Below are 24845 nucleotides of genomic sequence, written 5' to 3' on the forward strand. Positions count from 1 at the left end.
ATGCCAACAACTATCATTCCGGCGACAGAATCATCTGGATTCTTCCCATGGTTTAGAGACTTTCTCAAAAAAGAGCTGTCTCCATTTCCGGGCAGAGCGACAACGGTGGCGCGCATGGTGCTTGCCGCGACGATCACCATGTTGATCATCATGACCTTCCGGATACCTGGGGGAGCTTTAGGCGCAATGTATGCGTTCTTTGTCTCTCGTGACAATATGCGAGCTACGTTGACATCGGGGCTAGCCATTGCAGTCAGCTACATCGCGGGGGCGACATTTATTCTAACCGGAGCAAGTTTGTTCGCCGACCAACAGTTCGCCCAGTTCTTGTGGTTCAGCGCCAGCATGTTCGTCGTCTTTTTCGCACTCTCCACCTTTGCAGATTATGCGGTGGCAACGGGATTCGCCGCAATTGTCGTCAACGCCATGCTGTTATGGCAACGTCAAGACTTCGCGCACGTACAGGTCGACGCGACACTTTGGCAACTGCTTGCTGTTGCGATAGGGACGTCTGTTACTGTGGCGATTGAAATTGTGTTTCATGCGTTTCACAAAAAAGACGAGTTGACTGAGGGTATCGACGGCCGCCTACACCTTGTTCAACAATTGTTGGAGAGTTACCGCAGGCAAGCGGCTGTCCCAGATGAAATCCAGAGAAAGCTGGAACAGTACACGATCGTCGGGGTAGGTGCGCTTCGCAGAGGCTTAGCAAGAAGCAACTATGAACGCCTGTACCACGACCAGACCGCAGCCGTAATCTCTCTTTCTGGCCGTCTTGTCGACCTCAGCGCGGCGTCGATTCGAGTTCCCCATCAGGCTCAAGAGGAAGATAAAGTTCTTCTAGAAAACCTGGAGAATCAGATTGCACAAATACGAACCGACCTTCAAGCTAAACAGGCACCCCGGATGGTACCTGCCCCCCCTGGCACTCCATCAGGGTTCCCGCTGCTCGCGGAAATCCAGCGTACGATCCTGCTGATTCCTGAGGTGTTTTCGGGTGCAAAATCTATTGACCGATATATCCCGTCAATCAAAGATGAGCCCAGGTCGTCCCAGTTCTTCGTCCGAGATGCGTTTTCAAATCCCCTGCACATTCGCTATGCGGTCCAGGGATGTCTCGCAGCGACCCTTTGCTATTTCACTTACTTTGTCTTGGACTGGCGAGGGCTTGGAACCTCTGTGGTGACATGCGTGTTCACGGCGCTGTCGAATGCTGGGACCTCGCGACAAAAGCAGGTGCTTCGTATCACTGGAGCAATTGCCGGCGGGGTCTTGTTTGGAATTGGCTCACAGGTCTTCATCCTGCCAAACATCGATTCCATTACGGCATTTTCGCTACTGTTCGCAGCTGTTACCGGAGTGGCTGCTTGGTTCGCAACCTCGAGTCAACGCCTCTCTTATTTCGGCGTGCAGATCGCCAATGCGTTTTATCTGGTCAATCTACAAGAATTCTCTATCCAGACATCACTTGTGATAGCACGGGATAGGGTCCTAGGTATTCTTCTTGGACTTATTGCCATGTGGCTAGTCTTTGATGGCCTTGGTACTGCGCGCGCAACTGACCAGATGGCAGAAGCTTTCATCAACAGCCTTATGTCAATAGCTCGGTTGACCATACGGCTCGAACAAGGTAATCAGCAAACGATCGTTCAGGATCTCCGTGCTTTGCGAGAGGAGATCAATTCACACTTTCAAATGGTCAACTCGCAATCGGACGCCATATTATTTGAATTTGGCATTAGGCGGAAGCAAGGGATGGCAATGCGTGCACTAGTGCGAAGCTGGCAACCGTCGCTTCGCGTGCTTGTTATGATGGAAGCCGCGCTCATCCAACACAGACTCCTGGGATCGGAGCATATCTTTTCCCAAAATGTGCGCGGTGCGTGGGGACGATTCGATGATGCCTGCGCTCAGAGATTTCTCGGAATGGCGAATCATCTCGAAGGCAAAGACGTCTCTGAGGCCGAACCACTCAGCATTTCACTTAAGAGCATGGAACGAGCGTTGCTAACGGAACATGGTGTGTCCGACGATAGGTCAATTGGACTTGGCATCGTCGATTTGGCTCATGAGGTGGCGACATTGGTGGACGAGTTGTTCAGCACAATTGTGAACACCCGAATACCATCATTCAGCCACGTGCGAAGAGTTGCCAACCGCGCAGCTTCCAAGAGTTGATGTATGTCCAGACGATATTGTTCAACTGCATTATCGCAACAATAAAGTGCAAATGATGAGCACCGGCACATATCGTTGGGCCGGTGGGAGCCTGATCTGACATAAGGTTTTGCGTGTGATGCTTCCTCCACGGCGAGGATGATTTTTTCAAAATTCTCGGAGGCCATTAGACTGCAACGAAGAGAGAAAGATCATCATGGTCCGCGCCTTCTGCAGTCCTTTATAAGGAACGATCGCACATTTTCATCCGTCCCGAAGGCGCACGCTGCGTTTCGGTATCTGCTAGTGCGGCAAAGCAGATGAAGAACCGTGTGTCTGGCCTGCTGATGGAGACCGGTGGGCCCAAGCGAACGGCCGAAGCAGCGGGTAGGCAAGCTGGTTCCAGTTCGTACGTTTGCGGACGGGGCGGAGTTGTTCAGGCCACTTGGAGATGGATTTGGTGGTACGTTGCGGGGACGGGGTTGGTTGGCAGCTTTGTACATACGTTGGTGTTGACCGATGTGACGGTTATGGCCGATTGGAAGGCCTAAGCGCAACAGTGCCTTAGGACAGCTGTACGAGTCCCTCTCGGCTGTACATCAAAGTCTTTCGACCATCCTGCAAACTGAAGTCCACGTGGCGCGAAGGAGCGCGCGTCCACAAGGAATACGGCCTCCCGGAAACGCCATACCGGCGGTTACTCATGCGAGACGACGTTTCCACGAAAGGAAGCAGGCGCTGAAGCGGCAGATCGAGTTGCTTGATCCCGTGTTGCGTGTTGTTGTTGATTCTGGGAAGAAACAGGGCCAGCCCAAGCGCTCTTGGCGGAGCACCGAGCTTTCCATCAAAGCGGGGTTTGTTTGAGAGCCTTACCCGCAGCCCTTATGTAGGTTTTCTGTTCCGTTTCTACTCAGACCCCTTTAAGTACAGCCTGTTCCGAAATTTCGGGAACTGAGTGCAGTATTTGAGCCCGAGAGCGCAATTTCCGGCATTTGAGTGCAGCGTGACACCTGCAGGTGGCAGCTTCCGTGAGCGCAATTGATGGAGAACCTGCAGACTTGCCAGATAGCTGCACTGAATAAAGAACACCACTTCTGCGCCGTGCTCAAGTTCAACATACCGAAGTATGATGTCGAACAAAAATCGGACAATATCGAGAAGCTTCCCCCAGAGCTGCTCAATTTCGAGGTCGTCACCAGATGCGCGCCCGTGTCCAGGGTGAAATCTGACCTGCAGGGGCGGACACTCACCATCTGTCTTCCAGACGACCGGAGTCAGATCAGTGTCAAGCTGTGGGAAAGTGATCGGTTGGTTTACATCCTGATGCCCTCCAAGAAATTCCCGCCGCCTGACGTCAACTTGGGGAATATCTGCGCCACTCCACTCTACGCGTGCTCCGAGTTGGAGAAGTCGATCGCCAAGATGCTGCCGAGGAAGACTCATCCTCTGCAGTTCAACTTGACATGAGGCGTAAACAAATAGACCAGCACCATACGGACGCCACACAAATATGCGGAGACTCATGGTGACCAGACAGCTACCAAACAAGAACCAATACACTCCGAATTCAACACACGCAAGGCAGCCGGATACGTCATGCTGAACAGCAGGACCTAATGGAAGCCACTGTGTCGGGTATCCAGTTATCTCTCTGGTCCCATCCACTATCTGCAGATGCCAAACAATGACTACGAGCGCAAATGATAATGACTCGTCAATATAATCGATATCGGACCGTTGTCGACTGTATGCATTATCGACGAAGAGCGCAAGTCGATCCGCCATCTGGAACTGTCTTTGAATCACTTGGCATGTGTTAATGGACGCCTGCGATTTTGCAGGCCTTCCACGGAAGCATAGCAGCGGCCGATCGGGGGACGAGAGGTTGATCATCATAGGTGGTAAGTCGGGGAGGGTAAAATGTCGTTGCGACTCCGCCTGCTTCCCTCCGCAGGAATCTCTCAAGAGGTTCCCTCTTAGATTGTCTCCACATATGAGGTGGTGACCGACACAATGACTGTCAATGTCAAACGTAAACTTGTATGGAAAGAAACAGCAAAAAAGATCGGCCAGTCCGGAACGAAGCCAGTGGCCAAGGCGTAGAAAGCGGGAAAACATTAGCCTGAGCAGACTGTTTGCGCTGGAGACGTCGTCCTGGGTTGCTCGACAGATTGACGGGGCGCCAGACGATACATACGACGGATCTTTGTTCACTGTCTCGATAGATTGCACGCTATTCCTCCCCGATTCGATGTGCAGATGTTGCCGTTGCATTCAGGCATGAAGCGCTCGTAGCTCACGTAACAACTCAATTGGATGAGCCGGTTTCCGTAGTAAGCGAAAGTTATATCCTCGTTGACTCGCGTCCAGTAGATCCGAAGGTTGGGCGCTTCCTGAGAACAGGAGGAATCGGCATTCAGGGCACAGCTTGTTTAGGCGCATTGCAAGTTCTATGCCCGAAAGCTGCGGCATGGTCACGTCCGTGACCACGATGTGAGGCTGGTAATCGGGTACCATCTTCAAGGCTGTCAAAGGGTTGGTATACGACACCGTGTCGTATCCCTTCTCTCTAAGAATCATTCCGAGTGTGTGTGCGATAACAGGTTCGTCATCGATCACAACGACCCGGAGGGATCGTCCCGTGGCCTCTTCCTTGTCTCCATCCAGATCTGCTGAAGCGATCATGCGAGTTCTTCCAGGCGGAGAACTGACGCAAAGGTTGGATGGGGCAAGTGACTTCCACACACACACCGGAAGACATGTGACGCATCTTCGCCGCACTCGATAAATCGTTCTGTTTCCCGATAGGCTCTTTCGCATTTAGGATGGCGAGCTTCTGCAGACTCGTTGCGCCATCTATTGGGTGAGGTAGTCATCATTCTCCATTCGGCATTTCGATTGAAATGCTTTGATCGGATCGGTGTTGGCAAACGTATTGCCCCAAACTTGTGCTTTTTGCTCTCCCGGTGTTGCGTTGCCATGCACCTCCTGGATTCAGGTACAGCCCCGTGGGGACTCCTCGATGCACGAGCACTTCGTTATAGCGATAAGCCACTGGTCCACGGTTAGCAAGGCAATTCTTCGCATCATTATTGCCATCTGAGGTATGCCTCTCGATTGCGTCCCGTGCCCTTCTCCGCAGGTGGCCGTGCCAGCTACAAAGTCATATATTCTTCAGGGCACAAGCTTTTGCGTAAAAGCTTTCTGGCGCGCAACAAACGAGACTTAGTCGCGGCAACAGAAATGCCTGCGAGTTCGGCGACTTCCTTTACCGAACGATCATTGGATTGATGAATCTCAACCACAGTTCGCAGAGTGGGCTGTAGACGGCAAATTGCTCGCCTTAAGTGCTCTCCTCTTTCGTGCCTTGCATAAAGCTCTTCAACGTTCTTCGTTTGATCTGCAATCTCCCAATGCTGCCAGGTATCACCATCCGTAATGTCCATAGAAGTCTCAGGGCGAGCACGTTTCCTTCGAAGAATCATCAACGACGAATTGATCGCAATACGCGTCAGCCAAGTCGAGAATTTTGCCCTGCCATCGAAAGTGTTCAAATGTACATAGGCCTTCATCCACGCGTCCTGAATCGCGTCTTCTGCATCGTCTCGGCTCCCCGTGATCCGATAAGCCACTTTGAACGCTACATGCGAATGCCGATTCCACAACTCCACAAACGCGGGGTGATCCCTTAACTTGGCCATCCCCACAAGTACTCCATCGCTTGCGGCAGCCATGAGGAGTTTCACGCTGAATTCTTCTTGCGACCTGCAAATATTCATAAGTTCCTTTCTGTAGATCTGTGCAAATGCAACAAAGAATAAGGGACGGTTGAGGGTCGAATCCCCCGCTCAGCATCCAGCATTCGCATTTCTATCGAAATGCCATTATCAGAATGCGGGTTGGAAAGCGGATTGAAAATCCCCAGACTGCCGCATTTTGCTTTCCCTGTTTTGCGCTGTCCTGCGATACCTGAATTCAGGTATCGCCCCTGGAATCCTCGATACACGGTCAGAGCGCCTGCGACCTGTATCTGAAGTAGAGGGTTTCACTCTATGCGCGTTTTCGATCCCATCAGAATTGGCCGCACGTGGATACCTACCTAGTTCCGTTGAGTGCGCGCGGCGAACCGCTGGTTATGAGGAGGCCGCGTTAGCTTCGGGCCACGATGCGCCGGAAGTGGTCGAATTTCCGGTCGCGGGAATGGAACCTGAATGAAGCGGTGGGATGTGAGTTTTGGGTATCCGCCACGTCAAGCTACTTGACAACTGTTGGGGCAGCCGTCAGGCAAGGTAGCTGCGACGGCGCCCTGGGCATCTCTGGCTTGGGCGAACACCGAGTCAGCTTATCGCTTTCTTCGGCAACGATCGGATCTTGGCATTCATCGGAGGCGAATGATGCCACGCTGCGCGGCAACTACTACTGCGCTGGTGCGATCATTTACACCCAGTTTCGAAAGGATATGTTTCATGTGGCCCTGGACGGTCTCTTCGCTGATGGAGAGGGCGGCGGCGACTTCCTTGTTGCGGTAGCCCCTTGCTACAAGTGACAAGACCTCAACTTCACGAGTGGTGAGGCTGGATTGTGTGAGCCGGTCCGCCAACTTGCGGGCAATTTCTGGAGGGATCGGTCTGCCGCCAGCATGAACGTCGCGTATTGTCTGCACAAGTTCCTCATCGGGCGTCTCCTTCGTGAGGAAGGTGACTGCACCATATCGCAGCGCCTGGAAAACGTCCTCGTCACCAGTCACCGCTGAGAAGACAATGATTTTGGCAGTTGGAGATTCTTTGCGGATTTGCCGGATCGCATCGACTCCGCCGTCGCAACCTTCGAGCGCGAGATCCATCAACGTGATATCCGGGCGTGTTTCCTGCCACATCGCGATTGCCGCCTGACGCGTTGGGGCGGCCCCGACGATCTCCATATCCGGCTCTGGTTCGAGCGTTGCAATTAGTCCCTTACGGATGGTTGGATGATCGTCCGCGATTAGGATTCGTATACGTGTTGGCATTGATGTCCTTAGAGGGAAACCTTCACTTCTATGACGGTTCCGTGATTCATTTTGCTTGAAATGGCAATCGTTGCGTTTATTTCTCGTGCCCGTTCGCGCATCGTGGTGAGACCGAAATGTCCTGAGAGCTCGGCCGCCCTCTGCGTGTCGAAGCCGCGGCCGTCATCCGCGATTCGTAACCGGATCGAGCTGGCTTCGAAGATCATCTGCACCTCAATCTCACAGGCATGCGCATGACGCACCGCATTGATGATCGCCTCCCGGCCGATGCGTAACAGGTGTTCTTGTAGCTCCGGGGGCATCGATTGCGCCACCCCCTCAGCCCGAAAGTGGGATCGAACGGGAGTACCAGCTGTGAGTTGTTCCACAGACTCTCGAAGTGCGCTGGCCAGATCCACGTATTCGGATTCTAGAGAACGGATATTCCAGACCGCCTGGCGAGCCTCGCGGAGGCACTCTTCACCTTGTTGCCTCAGGTCCTTCAGCCGTTCTCTCGCAGCTTCCGGGGACGTGACCACAACCTTGGAAAGGCCCCCAATCTGCAAGCAAAGTCCCGCGATATTCTGCAGCAGAGTGTCATGGAGATCCTGCGCGATCCGCGTTCGTTCTCTCATGCGCTCGTTGAATCTCAGGTCGAGTTGATGTGCCAACTGTCCGACCCTGAGATGATAAGCCCATCGGACAGCTAACGCGATCAGCAAGACCCATGCCGTCCTGAACCACCAGGTGCTCCACCAGGGTGGAAGGATCACGATGCTGAGTTCAGCACCCTTCTCCGACCAATTCCCGTGGATGGTTCGACCTTCGACTTGAAACCTATACTTCCCTGGCGCGAGAGAGGTATAGCGTGCGAAGCGTTGCGCGCTCGCAACCTCATTCCACGCCCGTTCGAGACCCTCGAGTTTGTACCGGTAGCGAGTGCGTTCCGGATCGGCGTAACTGAGGGCCGTGAATTCGAATGACAGGTTGTTCTGGTTGTAGGAAAGCATCAACGATTTCGTATAAGAAATCGATCTCTTTAGCGGGGAGTTCGCTCCAATTGGCACCGGCTTGTCGGAAATCCGAAATGTGGTGAGAACGACCGCCAGCGGAGAAGGTCGATTTTCCTCTATGTCTCCAGGTGAGAGGACCGTCAGCCCGCTGTAAGATCCAAAGAGCATTTTTCCGGATCGGCCGCTCCAAGCTCCTGTGAGGTCGTCGAAGACTCCGTCGGAACGAAAATAGTTAAAGAAGGTCTTCGAGATTTGGCTAAAGTGCGAGAGTCCATAGCTTGTAGTGATCCACAAATCACCTCTCATATCTTCGGCGATGCCATTGATGCTGCTGCTGGGAAGACCGTCGCGTTCCATGTAAACCGTGAACTTCCCGGTCGCAACATCCAGGCGGTTGAGGCCACCCAGCGTTCCAACCCAAATTGTTCCCGACCGATCGACAAGAATCGATGTCACACCATCACTGCTTAGACCGCCAGCTGCCCCGGAATGTCTAAAACTTGTGAACTGGCCCGTCGCGGGATCGAAGCGAGACAAGCCGGCATGTCTGGACCCGATCCAAAGCCTTCCCGCGGCATCCTCAGCAAGCGTATCTATCTCGTTAGAGTTTGGGGCACCGGTCTTATAAATCTCAAATCGATTCTTTGCACGGTCAAACGAACACAAAACAGCGCCCGCTCCGGCCCAGACGGTGCCGTGATGATCGACAAGAAGTGCCCGAACTTCGTTGTTACCGCATCCCGAGTTGTTCCTCGCATTGTGGCCGTATAATACGGTTTGATGTGTGGCCGGGGCAAAACGAAACAGGCCACCGTCAAAGGTACCGAGCCAGAATTGGCCCGAGCGGTCCTTCGCGATCGAAGCAACCTCAGTATTTTCCGCGATCGGCCGCACGGCGTAGCGACCGGTTTTCAAATCGATCTCGTTGATTGCACCTTTGGTTCCCGCCCAGACCACGCCGGGGCTCTCCTCGTACGCTGAGAGAACATAGTTTGTTCCGAAAAGCTCACTGACTCCCTTTCCGCGCCGGTAACGCTTGAACGGCAGCGGATGATCCGATACTCGAGCGACGCCAGCGTTGGCAGTACCTACCCAAATGCCGCCTTCGCGGTCTTCGAAGAGTGCCAGTACCCAGTCGGCAGGCAAACTGTCGGCATCGGAGGGATCGTTACGGTAGCGGACGAAGTGTTTGCGAGCGCAGTCAAGTTGAAACAGACCACGATCGGTTCCCACCCAGAGCACTCCGTATCGGTCTTCGATGATAGCCCATGCTCCCGGTTGCGGCTCTGAACCGCTCGCCAATGAGACAAAAGTAAGTTTCTTGTGCTGAGGATCGATGAAGGCAAGGCCGTCCCGAGGAGACGCGATCCAGACAACGCCCGAATGATCCTCTAAGAGCCGAACGTATGGATTTCGTGTACTGGCTTGATTCTGGTGTGGGTTACGAAGAGGTAGATGCTCCGTGACTCTACCGGTTCGACGGTCGAAAACATCCACGCTTTCGTTCGTGGCGACCCAGAATGTGCCGTCTCTTGTTTCGAGGCTCGACCGCACAAAGTTGCTGCTCAAAGTGCCCGCATCATTCTCGTTGTGTAGAAAGCGCGCCGTCTCTCCATTCACGGGGTTATAGCGGGTCAGTCCTCGGCGGGAGGCCAGCCAGATAATTCCACCCTTGTCCTGACTAACGTTTCTGACCAGTCCCTGGAGTTTTCCAGAGGGAAGCGGCAGATGGGTGAACCGCTCCGTCTCTGGATCATACTCAGAAATTGATTCATTGGCTCCAATCCAGATTTTGCCGGCATGGTCCCTATATAAGGCGTAGCGGCAACACTTCTGGACAAAGACTCCGGTGATGGGGTCTTTGGGATCGGGACTGTAGTGCTGAATCTGGTACCCATCGTAGCGGTCCAGGCCATCCCGGGTGCTGAACCAGAGGAATCCTTGCTTATCCTCAAGGATCTGTCCCACCCACTCGTGGGATGTTTCCTTTCCTGCCGATATGGGGACAAATACCCGATCGGTAGAATCTTGGATTGGCAGTGTCACGACGTTGGAGGGTGGGGAGTCTGCATACAGAGAAAGGTCTCCCCACAAGGCCCAGAGCATGAGGGCGATGATCAGCTTTGCGTGGCGAACCATTATCCCGTCACCAGAGAAACTGACAGGTTTCCTGGTGACGCGATCGGCGCTAATGCCTGCGTAAACAGTTGCACACTCGTCGAAGTGGGTGGAACGAAGTTGACGTGATTCAGAACGTTGAACACCTCAAATCGAAATTGCAGGTGGAAGGCATCGGCAACGCGCGAGATGGGAATGTTCTTGAACAGTGAGGTATCCCAATCGACGAGGCCAGGGCCGCGCACGACGTTGCGTCCGGCATCGCTCAATCGTGTGGATGGAGTGGGTGCAGCAAAGCAGGATAACTCTACGTAGTGCGCAACATTGCCGGGATTCATGGGATGGCTGCAACCAGGCAAATTAAGACGGTCGGGAAAATCATAGGGCATGCTGCTGTGTTCTGCCCCAGTCCGCTGGCGCATTACCGGTGATTACGGAAAACTCCTCGATAGCGTCGACACCAAGGCTGACTCCCAAAGCGCTGCCCGGGGCACCTCCTGAGCAATCGTTGACGTTAATGCCATCGAGCCAATAACGACTCTGTTGCGGCCACGCCCCGCCGATCACCATCATGACCCCGTTCCCGCGATTCCCTCGGGTGACGTCCAGCCCAGGGGCGTTTTCGGTGCGCACGATCGAGACCCCTGGCTGCAAGGCGGCCAGAGTAGTCCAATCCCGTCCGTTCAACGGCAGTTCCCGAATGACAAGTCCACTGTCGATACCCCCGGTCTGCGAGGTGACTAGATCAACGCCCTCTAATTGTCTGGCAACCGTGGTCGTTTCCTCGGACCCGTCGATTGCAAGCCGCACGTCAACCACGTTTTCCGACGCCGCCTGAACGCTCACGCCAGTGCGTTCCCCAGTAGAAAATCCGGGCGCTTTATCGGTCACCTGTATAGCCCAACCGACAGATTGGGGACGTCATAAAAACCACTGGCGTTGCTCACTAGACGACGGGTCTCGCGGGTGGCGGTCCCTTCGATCGTGATTTCGGCACCTTTGACGGCTGCGCCGGACGGGTCGGTAACTGTGCCTTGAACCTCTCCGCCGGAGCTTTGTCCAATCATTGCGTTAGGAAGCAACACTGACATGATGAGCAAAAATCGCCCGTGCGCCGACTTAGGACGATGCTGAATTGTGACCTTATTGAGATCAAACATCACGACTCAGCAGCCCTCTCTTACATGGCGAATAGTTATAGTAGCTCCCGCAGCATTGTGCCCATCCTTCCGCTCGTATCTCCGCGCGCGGCACAGAAGATCGGCCTCCGCGTCCAGCAGCGCCTTCAAGATTTCTTCCTTTGTGCGAACGGAAACGAAAACGCAAGAGATGGCAGCAAGGGCGTTATCTCGATGCACGTAATGATTGAGGCGAGGTATAGGTTAGTGATCCCAGGCGAGAATAAGTTAGTTGGTCGTCGGTCATGAGATGTTTCTTTCGTGTTCGCTTATGTGGTGCCTTGTAAAGGTGCGAATGATTGAGATGCTTCATCCATGGAGAGGATGATCTTTCCAAAATTCTCTGAGGCTTCCATGGAACGGTGAGCCTCAGCTGCCCGCTCAAGAGGAAATACGCGGTCAACGATTGGCTTTAGTGCGCCATCCACGAAGGCACTGTGCCAGTGTTTCTGGAATCGTGCAGTCATCGCTACTTTTTCTTCAAATGTCCGCGATTTCATGACCGTACCGATGATGCGGAGGTGCCGGTGCACTAATAGGTCGATCGGCAAAATGCCTTCCGTACCGCCAAGGATTCCCACCTGAATCAGGCGTCCGCCTGGAGCAAGTGCGCGCAGATTCCGATCGAGGTATGGCCCTCCTACAAAATCGATCACTACATCGACACCCCGCCCACCGGTAGCCTCCAGCGCAGCAGATAGGAAATCCTGTTTCCTATAGTCCACTCCCACTGTTCCACCGAGAGCTGTGACACGGGCGATGCGTTCTTCCCCGGAGGCAGTGAAAACAATCTTAGCTCCAATGGCGTGCGCTAGGAGGACCGCAGCAGAGCCGACGCCCCCCGCGGCGGCATGAATCAGTACCCAATTCCCGGCCTTCAACTCGCCTAGATGAACTAGAGCTTCATGCGCAGTGACAGACACCTCTGGAATGGCGGCAGCCTGCGCGTAGCTCAGCACGTCTGGAACGGGCATGCACATGCTACTGTCAACGCGTGCATATTCTGCATACCCCCCTCCGCCGACAATGGCCATGACGCGATCACCGATCTTATATCCTTCGGCCTTTGGCCCGACCTCCACGACCTCCCCGGCGATCTCCAAACCAGGCACAAGCGAATCGCCGAAGTCAGGCCGGGCACCATAGAAGCCCTGACGCTGCAGGATGTCTGCGCGGTTGATGCCGGCAGCGCGAACACGTACCAGCAGATCATTCGGTCTGATCTCGGGCATCGGCTCATCCACGAGCCGCAGGACATCAGCATCTCCCGCACCTTCAAACGTAATTGCTTTCATCTCTGAACTCCCTCGTCAGGTTCAATGAATGTGACTATGTACCAACCAGTCCGAACGCACTGGCTATTAATTGATAGGACCGCTTCCGTGCGGAATGATCGTAGACGATGTTCACAATCAGCACTTCGTCCGCGTCGTATTCCGCAGCGATGGCCTCGATACCGCTCTTGACCATCTCGGGAGTACCTACGATGATCCGGCGTTGCATGTGCAAACTACCTGGCCGCTTTGCATATTCAACCAGGAATTGAGCCGCTCGCTGCGGAGCAGGAACGGCGATGAGATCGCCACGCTGGAGGCACAGGATCAACATTTTAAAACTGGAGGCAAGGACATTAGCCTCCGCATCGGTTTCTGCGCAAATCGCCCAGACAGCGACGGCGGTTTCCGATTTCGGTTGCTTGGCTCTCGGCGTGAACTGCTCGCGATAATGCTCGGTGACCGCATCTTCGCCGCCATGCGCATTGATGAAGTCGGCAAATGCATAGGAGAGACCGAGATCAGCCGCCCAGACGGCGCTCTGCGCGGACGATCCAAGAAGCCAAAGGTGAGGGCGTTCGTGCGTAACAAGGTTTGCCGGTGGCATTCCCTGAGCACGCCGCTGCTCCTCTGTTCCGCAGTAGCTTATCAGTTCAGTTAACTGATCCATGAAGTCGTCAGCGGGAGGCAGTCTCCTGTCCCGCTGGAGGGATAATGCCGTGGCACGGCCCGTACCTGACGCCCGTCCGACCCCAAGATCGATTCGCCCTGGAAAGAGGCTTGCGAGCATGCTGAAATTCTCGGCTACCTTGAACGGACTGTAATGTGGGAGCATGACGCCGCCGCTCCAGACGTGGATTCGAGATGTAGCGGCGGCGATCGGCCCAATTAGAATCTCGGGGCTCATGCAACCAAAACCCGGCGAGCCGTGGTGCTCCGCGACCCAGTAGCGGTGATATCCCAAGGATTCGGCCAAGACGGCAAGATCGATCGAATTCCGCAGTGCTGTGCCGAGCGTCGAGCCCTCGCTGATCGGCGATTGGTCGAGGACACTCAAACGAAGACGGGACACGGCACTTTTTGTCATGATCTTCTTCCTATCCTGCTCCATTGAAATTAGTGATGGCCACCGGCACCCTCTGCTCAGCTTGAGACGCTATGACAGGTAGTCGCAAACCACCTTGCCATAGCGCAAAGTGATGTCGCATATCGTATGTGTCACAGAAACGATCTCACGTACGGGTAACTCGGCGAGAGGAGCCAGGGCGTGATGAAACAGTTCGAGAGCGCCCGGCCCCGTCCATGCTTCCTTGAGCACAAGATCCCCGTATTCGAATCTGACAAGCTCGAGGATTCTCGGCTTGCCATCCACATGGGGAATTATTTTTAGGACAACGCCGGGTATGGAGAGAGACTTTCTTGCCTCCTCCAGATCCATCTCGCGATATTTGTATCCCATGGTCGCTCGGGCAACCAGGCTACCGCTGTATTCGAGCGTCCCCACCAGTGTGTCGTTCTGGACCGTGAGCAGCGGCGAACCAAATTTCTTCGGTAGGCCCCAAATCTCACGGCCATTCAGGATTGCAGCAACATTACTCGCATACATTGATGGGCGAAAGCTGAGGCGTTCTCCATTCAAGGAGACCGGCATGGATTGGCTGACCTCATAATAGTCACCCAGACCAGGCGCCACCATAAAGAGAAAGGTCAAACTGACGGTGGGATCTTCGAGTACAAGAGGTTCAGGAACGAGCGCCCGCGCTTTGTCGAGATCGGTGCGGTATTGGACCGTCAACGCAGGGCGATCAAAGAATCTATCGGGGCCGGGTGGATAGGCGGGGTTTCCGAAAGGCATTGCGAAGGCACCTTCCAAAATGTCCTTTTTCGTAAGGCCATTCCTAGGTTTCGTGATATCAGAATTGATTCCGTTCATAGAGTTCTCCTTTCCGATCTCTCGATACAAGTGACAGCAAGCAGGATGAGGTTCGCCGGGATTAGTGATCCCAGGCGAGAATAAGTTGACGTTGCACCCCGAGATTCTCAACAGCGAGTTCGATTACATTCCCTGGTTTGAGGAATACGGGATTCGGTTTGTGGCCAAGTCCAACGCCCGCAGGCGTGCCGGTAGCGATCACGTCGCCGGGTTCCAACTCAAAGAACCTGGACACATAGGCGATGATCGTCGGGACGCTGAAAATTAGATTCTTCGTAGTCCCATCCTGATAACGATGCCCGTCGACCTCCAACCAAAGTCGGAGATCTCCCGGAAACGGAACCTCGTCCCGAGTCACAAGCCATGGCCCCATGGGGGCAAAACCCGGAAAGCTTTTTCCTTTCGTCCATTGGCCACCGCGCTCCATCTGATACTCACGTTCGGAAAAGTCGTTAAAGGCGCAATAGCCCGCGACATAAGACAAGGAGTCTTCCTCCGGTATATAGAGCCCTCGCTTTCCAATCACAACGGCAAGTTCCACTTCCCAATCAGCTTTTTTGGAGCCGGCAGGTAGATAGATGTTGTCGTTCGGCCCGCTAGGGTGACAACCCTTGAGAAATACCAGAGGCTCCGTCGGCAGAGCGAGGTGTGTCTCTGCCGCATGGTCCTTATAGTTCAGACCGATACAGATGATTCTCCTGACGTCCGCAACTGGTGGTCCGATGCGGACACGGTCATCTACGAGAGGCAGCTGATCGATATCGATTGCGGCGATCTTTTCGAGCTGTGAGTCGGAGAGCGACTCAGCTGTAATATCGGCGAGATGCCCCGAGAGATCACGGAATCGGCCCTGGGTGTCAATAAGGGCTGGCTTTTCGCTGCCGGGAATACCGAAACGCGCTAACTTCATGGCCTATCTCCTGAGTCTCGTTTTAGCACTGCATGTGCAATCCCGAACGACGAAAGCGCCCATACAGTGGTTACTGACTGCAATCAGCCTTTCCAGTCTGCGAGGAAGTTGATCAGAAGGCGATTGATCTCCTCAGGCTTCTCCTCATGAGGGAGATGCCCGCATTCAGGAATGGCATGAGTAACAAGATTGCTTGCCATCTCCGCCCACACACGGGGCATATCAAACATTTCGCCGACTAGCTTGAAGTCACGTCCCCAAAGCGACATCACCGGGCAAGCGATCTTAACGGAAGCATCGGCGTTGTCTTGGGCGACATCGGTGGCGTTGGCACGATAATCTTCCATGGCCCCTCGTATAGCGCCAGGTGCCCGATACGCTTTGACATAGGTGTCGAACGCTTCGCCCTGAATGGTCAACGGATCAAAGCACCAATCGGAGAAGTAATAACGCAACCAGATGTGTTCGCGACCTGCGATGAGCGCTTCTGGAAGATCTGGAACTAAGTGAAAGAGGAAAAACCAATATCCCTTCGCTTTTGCGGCGTCGAGTTCTCGACCAACGATTCGGGTTGGCACATTGTCCATCACGACCAGGCGGTCAACAGCCTCCGGATGATCCTTAGCGAAGCGAGTAGCGACACGAGCGCCACGATCATGCCCAACAAGCGCGATCTTCGGTAGATTCAATGCCCTCATCAGCTCGCGGAGGTCTGTTGCCATCGTGCGCTTGTCGTAGCCTGATGAAGGTTTGTCGGTTTCTCCATACCCGCGCAGATCGGGTACGATTACACGGTATTTTTTTGCAAGTTCTGGAATCTGAAAACGCCATGCGTAACTTGTTTCGGGAAAACCATGCAATAACACAACCGGAGGACCATCTCCTGCCTCAAGGTAATGTTGGCGTATAGTATTTGCGTGTATTGTCCGACTGGAGATTTTCATGGCAATGTAGATGGAGATCCGTTGCAAGCAGCAAGTCCGGTCTCGAATCGTATCCCTTCTTTTAGATAATTACGAAGTTCACCTCTCACAGCTGTTCTGCCTTCGGGCGGCGTGTGAGCTCTTCCAGGGTGAACGCGAACGACTCATAGGGCTTACCAGTCGCCTGATGCATACCAATCTCGCACGTCCGATTCGCAGATATATATCGCTGCGCTGGGTGGAGGTTGATTTGTACAACAGCATCTCGCGTGGCAGAGTGGACCAACTCCGGATGTAGAAGCCCGCGGTCTCCAGCTGTACCGCAGCATGTCGTTCCAATCGGAACTTCAACGTGTTCTGCCATCTCTGCTGCAAGTCTCTTCAACGTGTCGTTCAAGCCCAGATGAGTTGTCGAGCATGTCGGATGGATGATGATGCTATCGATTTTGTGAGTGATCGCGAGATCTGGAAGCAGACCAGCACACCACTGTATCGAATCGAAAATTCGCACTTTTCCGAGCTGCTGTTTGCGGATGTCGTCCAGATGCTCCACCACGTCCTCCATCATGCCGAGGGTGCAAGAAGCTGCATCGACGACGACGGCCAGCTTGCCTCCGTCACTCCAGCGCCAGAATGCATCGACGACCTGCTCAGCCATGTAGGTACCGCCCTGCTTGTAGCCTTTGGAACTCCACGGGGTGGAGCAGCAAAGACCACGCACATCGTCCGGGATCCAAAGCGGCTTTCCAGCGCGGGCCGAGAGAGTGACGAGAACTTCCGGCAGACCTGGGGTCTTAGGAGAACTTACGTCACGACCGAAGATGCGGTTGACACACGCGGGGAAATACGCCGCAGATGCGCCCTCTCGCACTGTAGAGGGCAACTCCGCTGGCGCAGCGTGCGGCATGGGTCCCGGCACCGACGGTATGAGGTCACTGCTGACCACGCTGCGAGCAATGTCAGTGACGCCAGTCAGCAATCCAGTGCCGGTCAGTTGCTGAACGACATCCGCAGTGCCGATCGCAAGCCGGGCGACTCTTTCTATCTCGCCCCACTCCTTCGCAATTTCCAGGGCAGCCTTCTCTATCTCCGGCGTGTGCTCCATTTTCCGGAAGTGCTTCATTAATGCCCCGGTATTGATTTCGATCGGGCAAACATCGGCGCATGTTCCATCTGCCGCGCAGGTCTCGATCGCCAAGTATTCATATTGCTCGAGCAAGGTCTTGAGTAAAGGCGACCACTCTTCCTGTCTTGCCATCTCGCGGCGCAGAGCGATCCGTTGGCGGGGAGTGGTCGTTACATTTCTGCTTGGGCAGACGGGTTCACAGAACCCGCATTCTATGCAGTGTGAAGCCTCAGAGATGTTCTCGATCTCCGGAGTGGATTTCAACTTCTTGAGATGGATCAGGGGGTCGTCTGAAAGCAGAACGTTTGGCGCCAACACCTTCTCGGGATCGAAGAGCTTTTTGATGCGCCGCATCACGCCATAGGCCTTTTCTCCCCACTCTCTCTGAACGAACGGCGCCATGTTGATCCCCGTTCCGTGCTCCGCCTTCAGTGACCCGTCATATTTGTCCACCACCATTTTGGTCATCTCATCCATGAAGGAGGCATAGCGTTGCTTATCCTCATCCACGCTTAGATTGACCACAAGAGAGAAGTGCAGATTGCCGTATGCCGCATGGCCGACTATGGCGGGATCGAACTTGTACTTGTTGAGGAGGTCCATCAGGTCCTCCGCAGCGTCTTTTAGCCGGGCTGGAGGAAAGCAGACATCTTCCGTAAGAATGGCCGTGCCCTTAGGACGTGAGCGGCCCATCAGTCCTAAGAGTCCTTCTCGCACATGCCAAGCCAACTCGATACATTTCTCGTCGCGCATGAAGCTCAGAGGCTCCAGCATCTTCGCTCCGGAAAGCTCTCGGCGCACGTTCTCTTCGATCTTGTCGAGTCCCTTTTCGTCGCTCGCTCCGAATTCAACGAGCAACGCTGCAGCCTGTGGGTCAAGCGTTTTCCAATAGGACGGAGTGCCAGAATAGGACTTCGCTGCGATTGTCAGGGTGGATGCGACCATCATCTCCACCGCCTCAGCCCCGAGCGTTACAAGTCCGTTCACCACTGCCACCGCCTCCCCGACGGTCACGAATGGGAGCCATGCAACTGTCGTCAGGCGCGGGAGCGGAATGGCCTTATATACGACTTCACCAACGAAGCCCAGCGTACCTTCCGAGCCAATCATGATACGACGGAGAATTCCCAGCGGTGTTTCACCGTCCAGGAAGGAACGGATACCGTAACCGTTCGTGTTCCGGTGTGAGTATCTGCGTTTAATTCGCTCCACAAATTCGGGATCGGCTAATATTTCATTTCGCAGGTCCATCAGCCCTTTAGAGAGCGCGGGTTCCTTCTTTGCGAACTCCTCTTCTGCGCCCGGCGCTGCGGTATCGATCACTGTGCCCGATGGAAGCACAACAGTTATGGACTCCACGGTGTGATAGGAATCGCGGGGAAGGCTACAACGCATGCCTCCCGCATTATTCGACAACACTCCCCCGAGCGTCGCGGCATGGGCACTGGCTGGATCGGGGCCGAGTCGCATTTGGTAGGCAGCGAGCGCCTCGTTTGCATGCCCGAGGAGCGTTCCCGTATGCGCCTTGAAGCGCTGGCCTTCATCCAGGACTTCCCACTGGTTCCAATCGTGTCGAACATCGATGAGAATATCGTCGGATTGTGACTGCCCGCAGAGGCTTGTACCACCTCCACGGAAAGTGGCGTGACGTTTGTGCGTAGTACAGTAGTGGAAAATCTTCTGCACGTCCCCGATATTCTTTGGCCGAACAACTACTTGAGGGATGTAACGATATGGGCTCGCGTCTGAGGCAAACCTGACTAAATCGATAACCCTGCTCAACACTTGAGTTTCCCCCAGGAGGTCGATGAGATCCGCCTTCAGTGATTCTGGAGTGCCTTCGCTAAACGAAGGGTCGACCGCGTCTGTTTCGGGAGGAACATCGGGTCTGCCCAAACGTGCGACCTGTGGTGTCAAGAGCTTATGCATAAAGAACTCCTACGTTGTGTGTTTTGGCCGATCGTATGCTTGGACGAAGTGTCGAAATGCATCTTCCTTTTGATAAAGCAACTTCATGACCAAATGCATAGAGGTAGTTAAGTTCTCACTTACGCGGCGAATAAATATTTACGCGTACCTGCGAGAAAGAGGTAAGTTCTTCGCGTGTAGGAGGATTTGAAAAATGGCCCTTCCCATTTTTGCCTTTTCATTGAAGTCGAGAATAGGTCTCAGACAGCGCGTAGGTTCCGGTCGAAGCTGACACCACATGGACACCGTATTTGGTGTCCATGTGTGGCGTCGACGCCGTATTTGGTCCGGGTGCAAACAGTGAACAGAGGCCTAGTCTAATGAGTTTGCGGTGCTCTCTTGAGACGCGCTTTAGGGTTAAAATGGGTAGTTGCCTTTCTCGTGCCGAACGGTAATCCAGTGGTCCCTTGTAAATTCGTTAATAATCCAATCGCCACCGAAGCGACCGAGACCGCTGTTCTTCTCTCCTCCAAAAGGACCCGTCGGAGCATCGTCCACACTCGAATCATTGACATGGGTCATTCCGGCCTGAATACCCAACGCGAAACGTACTCCCCGCTCCCGATCACGGGTGAACACTGCGCTTGCGAGACCGAACTCAGTGTCGTTGGCAACACGAAGCGCCTCCTCTTCACCGTGGACCTTGATAATGGGAGCAATGGGTCCAAAAGTCTCCTCCTGCGCGACCTGCATTTCGTTTCGGACATCCACAAATACGTGGGGAGGCAAAACCTGGCCCTGCGGTTCTCCGCCCACGAGTTGCTTAGCGCCCGCGGCCTTGGCCCCCGCGATGTGAGCCAAATGCGATTTCATCTGTTTCTGATTAATGACGGGACCGATCGACACGCTGGGATCACTCGGGTCGCCGTACTTGAGACTCTTCACATGTGCCGCGAAGCGATCAACGAACTCATCGTGAATCTTCGCGTCGACGATGATGCGATTTGTGCTCATGCAGATCTGTCCCTGGTGAAGAAATCTTCCGATAACTGTGGAGCGAACAGCATGATCAATGTCGGCGTCGTCAAGAATCACGGACGGCGCATTACCTCCAAGTTCGAGGGCGACACGCTTCATCGCCGGACCGCTCATGGCAAGCACCCCGATGTGACGACCTACGCGAGTAGATCCGGTGAACGAGATCAGCTTGGGAATCGGATGCAGGGTGAAGGCGTCACCGATCTGCTCGATCGGGCCGATCACTATATTGAGCAACCCCGGCGGAAGACCAGCCTCCTCATAGATCTTTGCAATCAGCAGGCCGCCCGTGACTGGCGTGTCCTCTGCAGGCTTGACCACGACCCCATTGCCAAGTGCAAGCGCCGGCCCGATCGAACGGTGGGACAAATACAGAGGAAAATTCCATGGACTAATGACGCCAATCACGCCAAGCGGTTGCTTATAGGCCCGGCTTTCTTTGCCCTGCTCGTCGAGTGGCAAGATTTTGCCCTCGATCCGATGAGGGAACGACGCAGCTTCGATCGTAATTGAGTGAAGGAACTGCCACTCAATCTCAGCTTTGACGAGAGTGCTACCAGATTCTTTGACAAGCCAATCGATGATCTCGTCGTGCCGTTGTTCCATGATGGTCGCAGAACGCAACATCACAGCGGCACGCTCTGCCGGGAGTCTCGCTGCCCAACTCAGCTGAGCCTTGGCAGCTGCTTTATAGGCTTCGTCCAGATCATTGGTATCTGCCTGAACAATCTCGGTCAAAGTTTGACCGGTGTAGGGATCAGTGTCGATCTCTTTACTGCCTTCCTTACCGTGACGCCACACTCCTGAGATGTATTGGCCGTCGAACCCGCTATAACGTGTCGGAGTTGAAGAGTAGCTCGTATCTTTTTGGCTTTGTGTCGCATTTGGGGCACTGCTGACTGCTGTCATGACATTTCTCCGTGCGGAAGCTGACGAATGGCTCCCGTGTTCGCTATTGCCGTTGAAGTTGCTGTAATTGGGTCGCCCATCTCTAAACCTTGGTTCAGTGAATGCCGGGAACCGCTGAGGTTTCGAAGCAATATGGCCATCCCGGAGGAGCTATAGATTGAAGACCTTCCGCGCAGTCTCACCGAGGATATTGCGCTTTCCCTCATCGCTTAGGAATGGCAGCCATGCCATCCGACCTGGGGTATCGAAGTCCCAGTGAGGCCAGTCAGATGAGTACATCAACTGAGTTTCGGCGTTGATTGCCTTGAAGGTGGCCTGCAGCAAGTCAAGATCAGTAGCCTCCATGGGTTGCGAGGTGTAGTACATCTCACGCATGTAGTGACTTGGTCTCTTTTTGAGCAAGGGGGCGTCGGACTGGCGCATGAGGTATTCGTGATCGAGCCGCTGCATCATGAAGGGAAGCCACGCGAGGCCGCTTTCAACCCAGACCACCTTCAACTTCGGAAAGCGCTCCGGCAGACCGTTGATAACCCAGTTCGTCAGATGAAGCATGTTGCAGGTCACGAACGACATGGCATGAATCGACAAAAACTTGTTCATGTGACTGACCATCGAATCCGAAAGTGTTGGGCCAGCGTGGAAGGCCAGGGGCAATCCCAACTCCTCGAGCTTCTTGTAGATCGGCATGTAAGCGTTGTTATTAACCGCAATCCTGCGCTGACTGGTCACCATGAAGCCGATGACGCCTGGAAATCCAGCGTACTCATCAATCATGCGGATGCAGGCCGCCGGGTCTTCGAATGGCAATGCGAGCAATGACCGCAACTTTTCATCTTTAGACAAAATGTTCTTGGTGAACCATTTGTTGTAGGCAAGGGTCAGTGCGGTTGCAATCTCGGGGCTCGGATGCATGCCAATCTCGAGCATCGGCTGCGGGAACACCACCTGGATGGCGATGTTCATAGTCTCCTTGGCACGTCGGATCAAAGTTAGATCGCGAACTTCACCGTTGACACTCTCGACTGGCTCCTGCAAAGAAGCCTGATGCAGAATTCTCCCTTGCGCGTCCTGGAACATCAGCCCAGCAGGCTCGTTGATCAGCCCCTGTTTCTTTGCCGTGGGCCAATTCTTCGAAATCTCTTTACCATTGAACCGGAGCACGGGATCTTCGATGTATTCAAGGATCTCATCCCACGAATCCGTCTCAACGTGATGCGAATCGACGTCGATGATGAAGTATTTATCAAGCCCATAGGCACCGACGTCGTGTTTTGCGTTGGCGAGGATTTCGCGTGAGTCCGTCTGGATCGTGATTTCCTGGACCGGATGAAGTTTTACCTTTGGGTCCGTCTTCTTGTCTGCCATCTTTCTCCTCCTGCCACAATGTCGGCGTCCCGCTGGATTAGCGGGGTAGGTTGTTGCTGTGAGTCGCGCGCGAAAACCAGAGCGCGAGATCAAACGGGTTAAGATCCTGCGCGCGTAGCAGCGCGCAGGCAAGCATGACCACCTCAGTTGGCGTTGCTTCTTGTGTGACAGGGGTGATCTCCCGCCCAGCAGCCTCGCAAGCAACTGCGTACAGCTTGGTAAGTGGTGTGAGGAGTTCAGTAAACGGCAATGATTCCCAGTTCGGAGGAATGTCGCTGTTGATTGCCGCAGTCACGATCAATTCGAGTCTCAGCCCGATGTCTGCAAGCTCACTTTCCGGGGATTGCGCGGCGTCGATGAAGGCCACATTGCTAGACCTCGACATAGATCTCTCCTTCAGCTTCGTGCACAGGAAAGGAACGGAGGTGAATCTTGCCGTCTCCTGCGTGCCGACCGGTCTTGATGCTGTACTCGAAGCCGTGCCACGGACAAACGATGTGCATATCCGATTCGTCCCAGTTCTGGCCACGAATCTGTTTTGTGCTGTCCATTACTTCGACGACACGTGGCAAAATGCGACCCTGGCAGATCGGACCACCGGAGTGAGCGCAGGTGTTTTCATAGGCGTATAGTTCGTTGTCCAATCGAAAGATGCCGATCGTGATCTTCTCGTCGATATCCACGACGAGGCGTCCGCCATTAGGCAGCGAATCGCTCCGGCCGATGAGCACCTTTCGAACTCCGGATGTTGATACAGGGATTCGCTCCTGATCTTGCTGACCTTTTAGTGGGTGGGTTGTTGCCATGTGATCTCCTTTGAATTTGGAACATTAGTAAATCTGTCTCACTGCAAGTCGCCGCCGCTGCCGCCGCCCCCTCGAGTGGTTTGCGAAGAAGCTAGATCAGATTCGATCCGACTTCGCGTGATAAGAAACGTCCCTGAGCAGGAAGAAATGAACACTTGAAAGGAAGCAAGTCGAAGAACCAACATTCGGGAGGTTAGAGTTCGAGATGAAGCTCAACGACATTGAGATTGCACACTCCATGCGGGCGACCAGTGGTGTCAAAGCTTATGTATACGGAACTCCTACGTTGTGTGTTTTAAACGATCGTATGCTTGGACGAAGCGTCGAAACGCGCCTAGTGAGTGATGAATAACTTCATTGGAGATCCGAGAGCGCCCGTCGCCGACCTGCCCAAGTTGACCCTCTTCTCACGGCGTCTATCTTGATCTCGCTCTTCATATCCTCCCTCTAAGTGAGCAACTTAATGACCAAATGCATGGAAGTGATAGATTCTCGCTTCCGCGGTGAATAGATGTTTCCATCGCGCCGTGCAAGAAAGAGGTGGATTCCTTGCGCGTAAAGAGGTCTTGACGAATACCACATCGCATCCATCGACTTTTCATTGCCCTCGAGAGCACATCTCAGACCGCGCATAGGCTCCGGTCAAAGCCTGGCCATACACAAAAACACCGTATTTGGTGTCCATTGTTGGCGCTGACGCCATATTTGGCCTTGTTGTGTATCAGTTCAATTTGGCGTTCTCTATCCTCGCGCCAGCGATGGCTGGATGGAAGAGTGGTGTTGATTGGGGAGAGAAGAATCCTAGAAGACTTCACAAAAGCGCTGTCCGGATGGAGGAGCGTACGGTCGTCTCGGCATACGGATTGCACTTCCCGAGAATTACACGTAACCGCTCCTGTGTTGCGGTCGCAATCCACCTTGGCGTCTACCTGGACGCAATTGTGCCTAGGTGCACTTCGTTGTTTGCTTCAAGTCGAACTGAGCACAGACAAGATGACGATCGCCATCGTCAGGCACCCCTGGATCCAATCACGAGCAAGAAAAGCGTCAGGGAACCGCAGTAGCAAGAAGCGAGAGGGCCGCAAGCAAGGCGGGGAGCCCGTAATTACGACTCCCCGTGAATGATGAAGCCGATGACTCACATTACGTCCGCTTGCAACCGCTACGGCGATCGTCTCCGCATGGACATCCAAACCTAAA

19 protein-coding genes are annotated in these 24845 nt (G+C 54.1%); 2 read left to right on the forward strand and 17 right to left on the reverse strand.

Going from position 1 to position 24845, the window contains the following annotated elements; all coding sequences use genetic code 11:
* Both BDD14_RS28175 and BDD14_RS28180 read left to right on the forward strand, forming a co-directional pair.
* Positions 1 to 2178 carry an FUSC family protein gene (locus BDD14_RS28175; protein WP_130424428.1) on the forward strand — a complete coding sequence of 726 codons (2178 nt, stop codon included), beginning with the start codon at positions 1 to 3 and terminating at the stop codon, positions 2176 to 2178.
* A gap of 1020 nt (positions 2179 to 3198) precedes the next feature.
* Positions 3199 to 3624: a hypothetical protein gene (locus tag BDD14_RS28180; RefSeq protein WP_130424430.1), complete on the forward strand. Its 426-nt coding sequence runs from the start codon at positions 3199 to 3201 to the stop codon at positions 3622 to 3624.
* 807 nt (positions 3625 to 4431) lie between these two features.
* Here BDD14_RS28180 and BDD14_RS28185 read toward each other — a convergent pair.
* From BDD14_RS28185 to BDD14_RS28265, 17 genes are all read right to left on the reverse strand, one after another.
* Entirely contained in the window at positions 4432 to 4842 is a 411-nt protein-coding gene (locus BDD14_RS28185; protein WP_165420363.1) for a response regulator, read from the reverse strand.
* 470 nt (positions 4843 to 5312) lie between these two features.
* Positions 5313 to 5903, reverse strand: coding sequence for an RNA polymerase sigma factor (locus BDD14_RS28190; RefSeq protein WP_242618351.1), 591 nt, complete (start codon positions 5901 to 5903; stop codon positions 5313 to 5315).
* Between the two features lie 632 nt (positions 5904 to 6535).
* Positions 6536 to 7165, reverse strand: coding sequence for a response regulator (locus BDD14_RS28195; RefSeq protein ID WP_130424436.1), 630 nt, complete (start codon positions 7163 to 7165; stop codon positions 6536 to 6538).
* Positions 7166 to 7173: 8 nt separating this feature from the next.
* Positions 7174 to 10296, reverse strand: coding sequence for a ligand-binding sensor domain-containing protein (locus BDD14_RS28200; RefSeq protein ID WP_130424438.1), 3123 nt, complete (start codon positions 10294 to 10296; stop codon positions 7174 to 7176).
* Positions 10296 to 10697, reverse strand: a complete 402-nt coding sequence (locus tag BDD14_RS28205; RefSeq protein WP_479724027.1) for an outer membrane beta-barrel protein — start codon at positions 10695 to 10697, stop codon at positions 10296 to 10298. Before BDD14_RS28205 ends, BDD14_RS28200 begins: the two co-directional genes overlap by 1 nt.
* Positions 10654 to 11166 (reverse strand): TonB-dependent receptor plug domain-containing protein, encoded by a 513-nt coding sequence (locus tag BDD14_RS28210; RefSeq protein WP_165420364.1) that lies wholly within the window; start codon positions 11164 to 11166, stop codon positions 10654 to 10656. Before BDD14_RS28210 ends, BDD14_RS28205 begins: the two co-directional genes overlap by 44 nt.
* A complete protein-coding gene (locus tag BDD14_RS28215) occupies positions 11163 to 11435 on the reverse strand; it encodes a carboxypeptidase-like regulatory domain-containing protein (RefSeq protein WP_130424444.1) in 273 nt (90 codons plus the stop codon). The genes BDD14_RS28210 and BDD14_RS28215 overlap by 4 nt, the downstream gene beginning before the upstream one ends.
* A 287-nt stretch (positions 11436 to 11722) precedes the next feature.
* On the reverse strand, positions 11723 to 12748 hold the full coding sequence (locus tag BDD14_RS28220) for an NAD(P)H-quinone oxidoreductase (protein WP_130424446.1): 1026 nt from the start codon (positions 12746 to 12748) through the stop codon (positions 11723 to 11725).
* A 34-nt stretch (positions 12749 to 12782) separates the two neighbouring features.
* Positions 12783 to 13814 carry an LLM class flavin-dependent oxidoreductase gene (locus BDD14_RS28225; protein WP_130424448.1) on the reverse strand — a complete coding sequence of 344 codons (1032 nt, stop codon included), beginning with the start codon at positions 13812 to 13814 and terminating at the stop codon, positions 12783 to 12785.
* Positions 13815 to 13883: 69 nt separating this feature from the next.
* Entirely contained in the window at positions 13884 to 14660 is a 777-nt protein-coding gene (locus tag BDD14_RS28230) for an acetoacetate decarboxylase (RefSeq protein ID WP_130424450.1), read from the reverse strand.
* A 61-nt stretch (positions 14661 to 14721) separates the two neighbouring features.
* Positions 14722 to 15570 carry a fumarylacetoacetate hydrolase family protein gene (locus BDD14_RS28235; RefSeq protein ID WP_130424452.1) on the reverse strand — a complete coding sequence of 283 codons (849 nt, stop codon included), beginning with the start codon at positions 15568 to 15570 and terminating at the stop codon, positions 14722 to 14724.
* Between the two features lie 83 nt (positions 15571 to 15653).
* On the reverse strand, positions 15654 to 16436 hold the full coding sequence (locus BDD14_RS28240; protein WP_207231919.1) for an alpha/beta fold hydrolase: 783 nt from the start codon (positions 16434 to 16436) through the stop codon (positions 15654 to 15656).
* A gap of 163 nt (positions 16437 to 16599) precedes the next feature.
* On the reverse strand, positions 16600 to 19548 hold the full coding sequence (locus BDD14_RS28245; protein ID WP_130424454.1) for an FAD-binding and (Fe-S)-binding domain-containing protein: 2949 nt from the start codon (positions 19546 to 19548) through the stop codon (positions 16600 to 16602).
* A 396-nt stretch (positions 19549 to 19944) separates the two neighbouring features.
* Complete coding sequence (locus BDD14_RS28250; protein WP_130424456.1) at positions 19945 to 21474, reverse strand: aldehyde dehydrogenase family protein; 1530 nt, start codon at positions 21472 to 21474, stop codon at positions 19945 to 19947.
* A 150-nt stretch (positions 21475 to 21624) separates the two neighbouring features.
* Complete coding sequence (locus BDD14_RS28255) at positions 21625 to 22839, reverse strand: amidohydrolase family protein (protein ID WP_130424458.1); 1215 nt, start codon at positions 22837 to 22839, stop codon at positions 21625 to 21627.
* Between the two features lie 37 nt (positions 22840 to 22876).
* Positions 22877 to 23224: a hypothetical protein gene (locus BDD14_RS28260; protein ID WP_130424460.1), complete on the reverse strand. Its 348-nt coding sequence runs from the start codon at positions 23222 to 23224 to the stop codon at positions 22877 to 22879.
* Complete coding sequence (locus BDD14_RS28265; RefSeq protein ID WP_130424462.1) at positions 23211 to 23645, reverse strand: Rieske (2Fe-2S) protein; 435 nt, start codon at positions 23643 to 23645, stop codon at positions 23211 to 23213. The genes BDD14_RS28260 and BDD14_RS28265 overlap by 14 nt, the downstream gene beginning before the upstream one ends.
* Positions 23646 to 24845: the final 1200 nt, after the last annotated feature.

The organism is Edaphobacter modestus, from assembly GCF_004217555.1.
Classification (GTDB): Bacteria; Acidobacteriota; Terriglobia; order Terriglobales; family Acidobacteriaceae; genus Edaphobacter; species Edaphobacter modestus.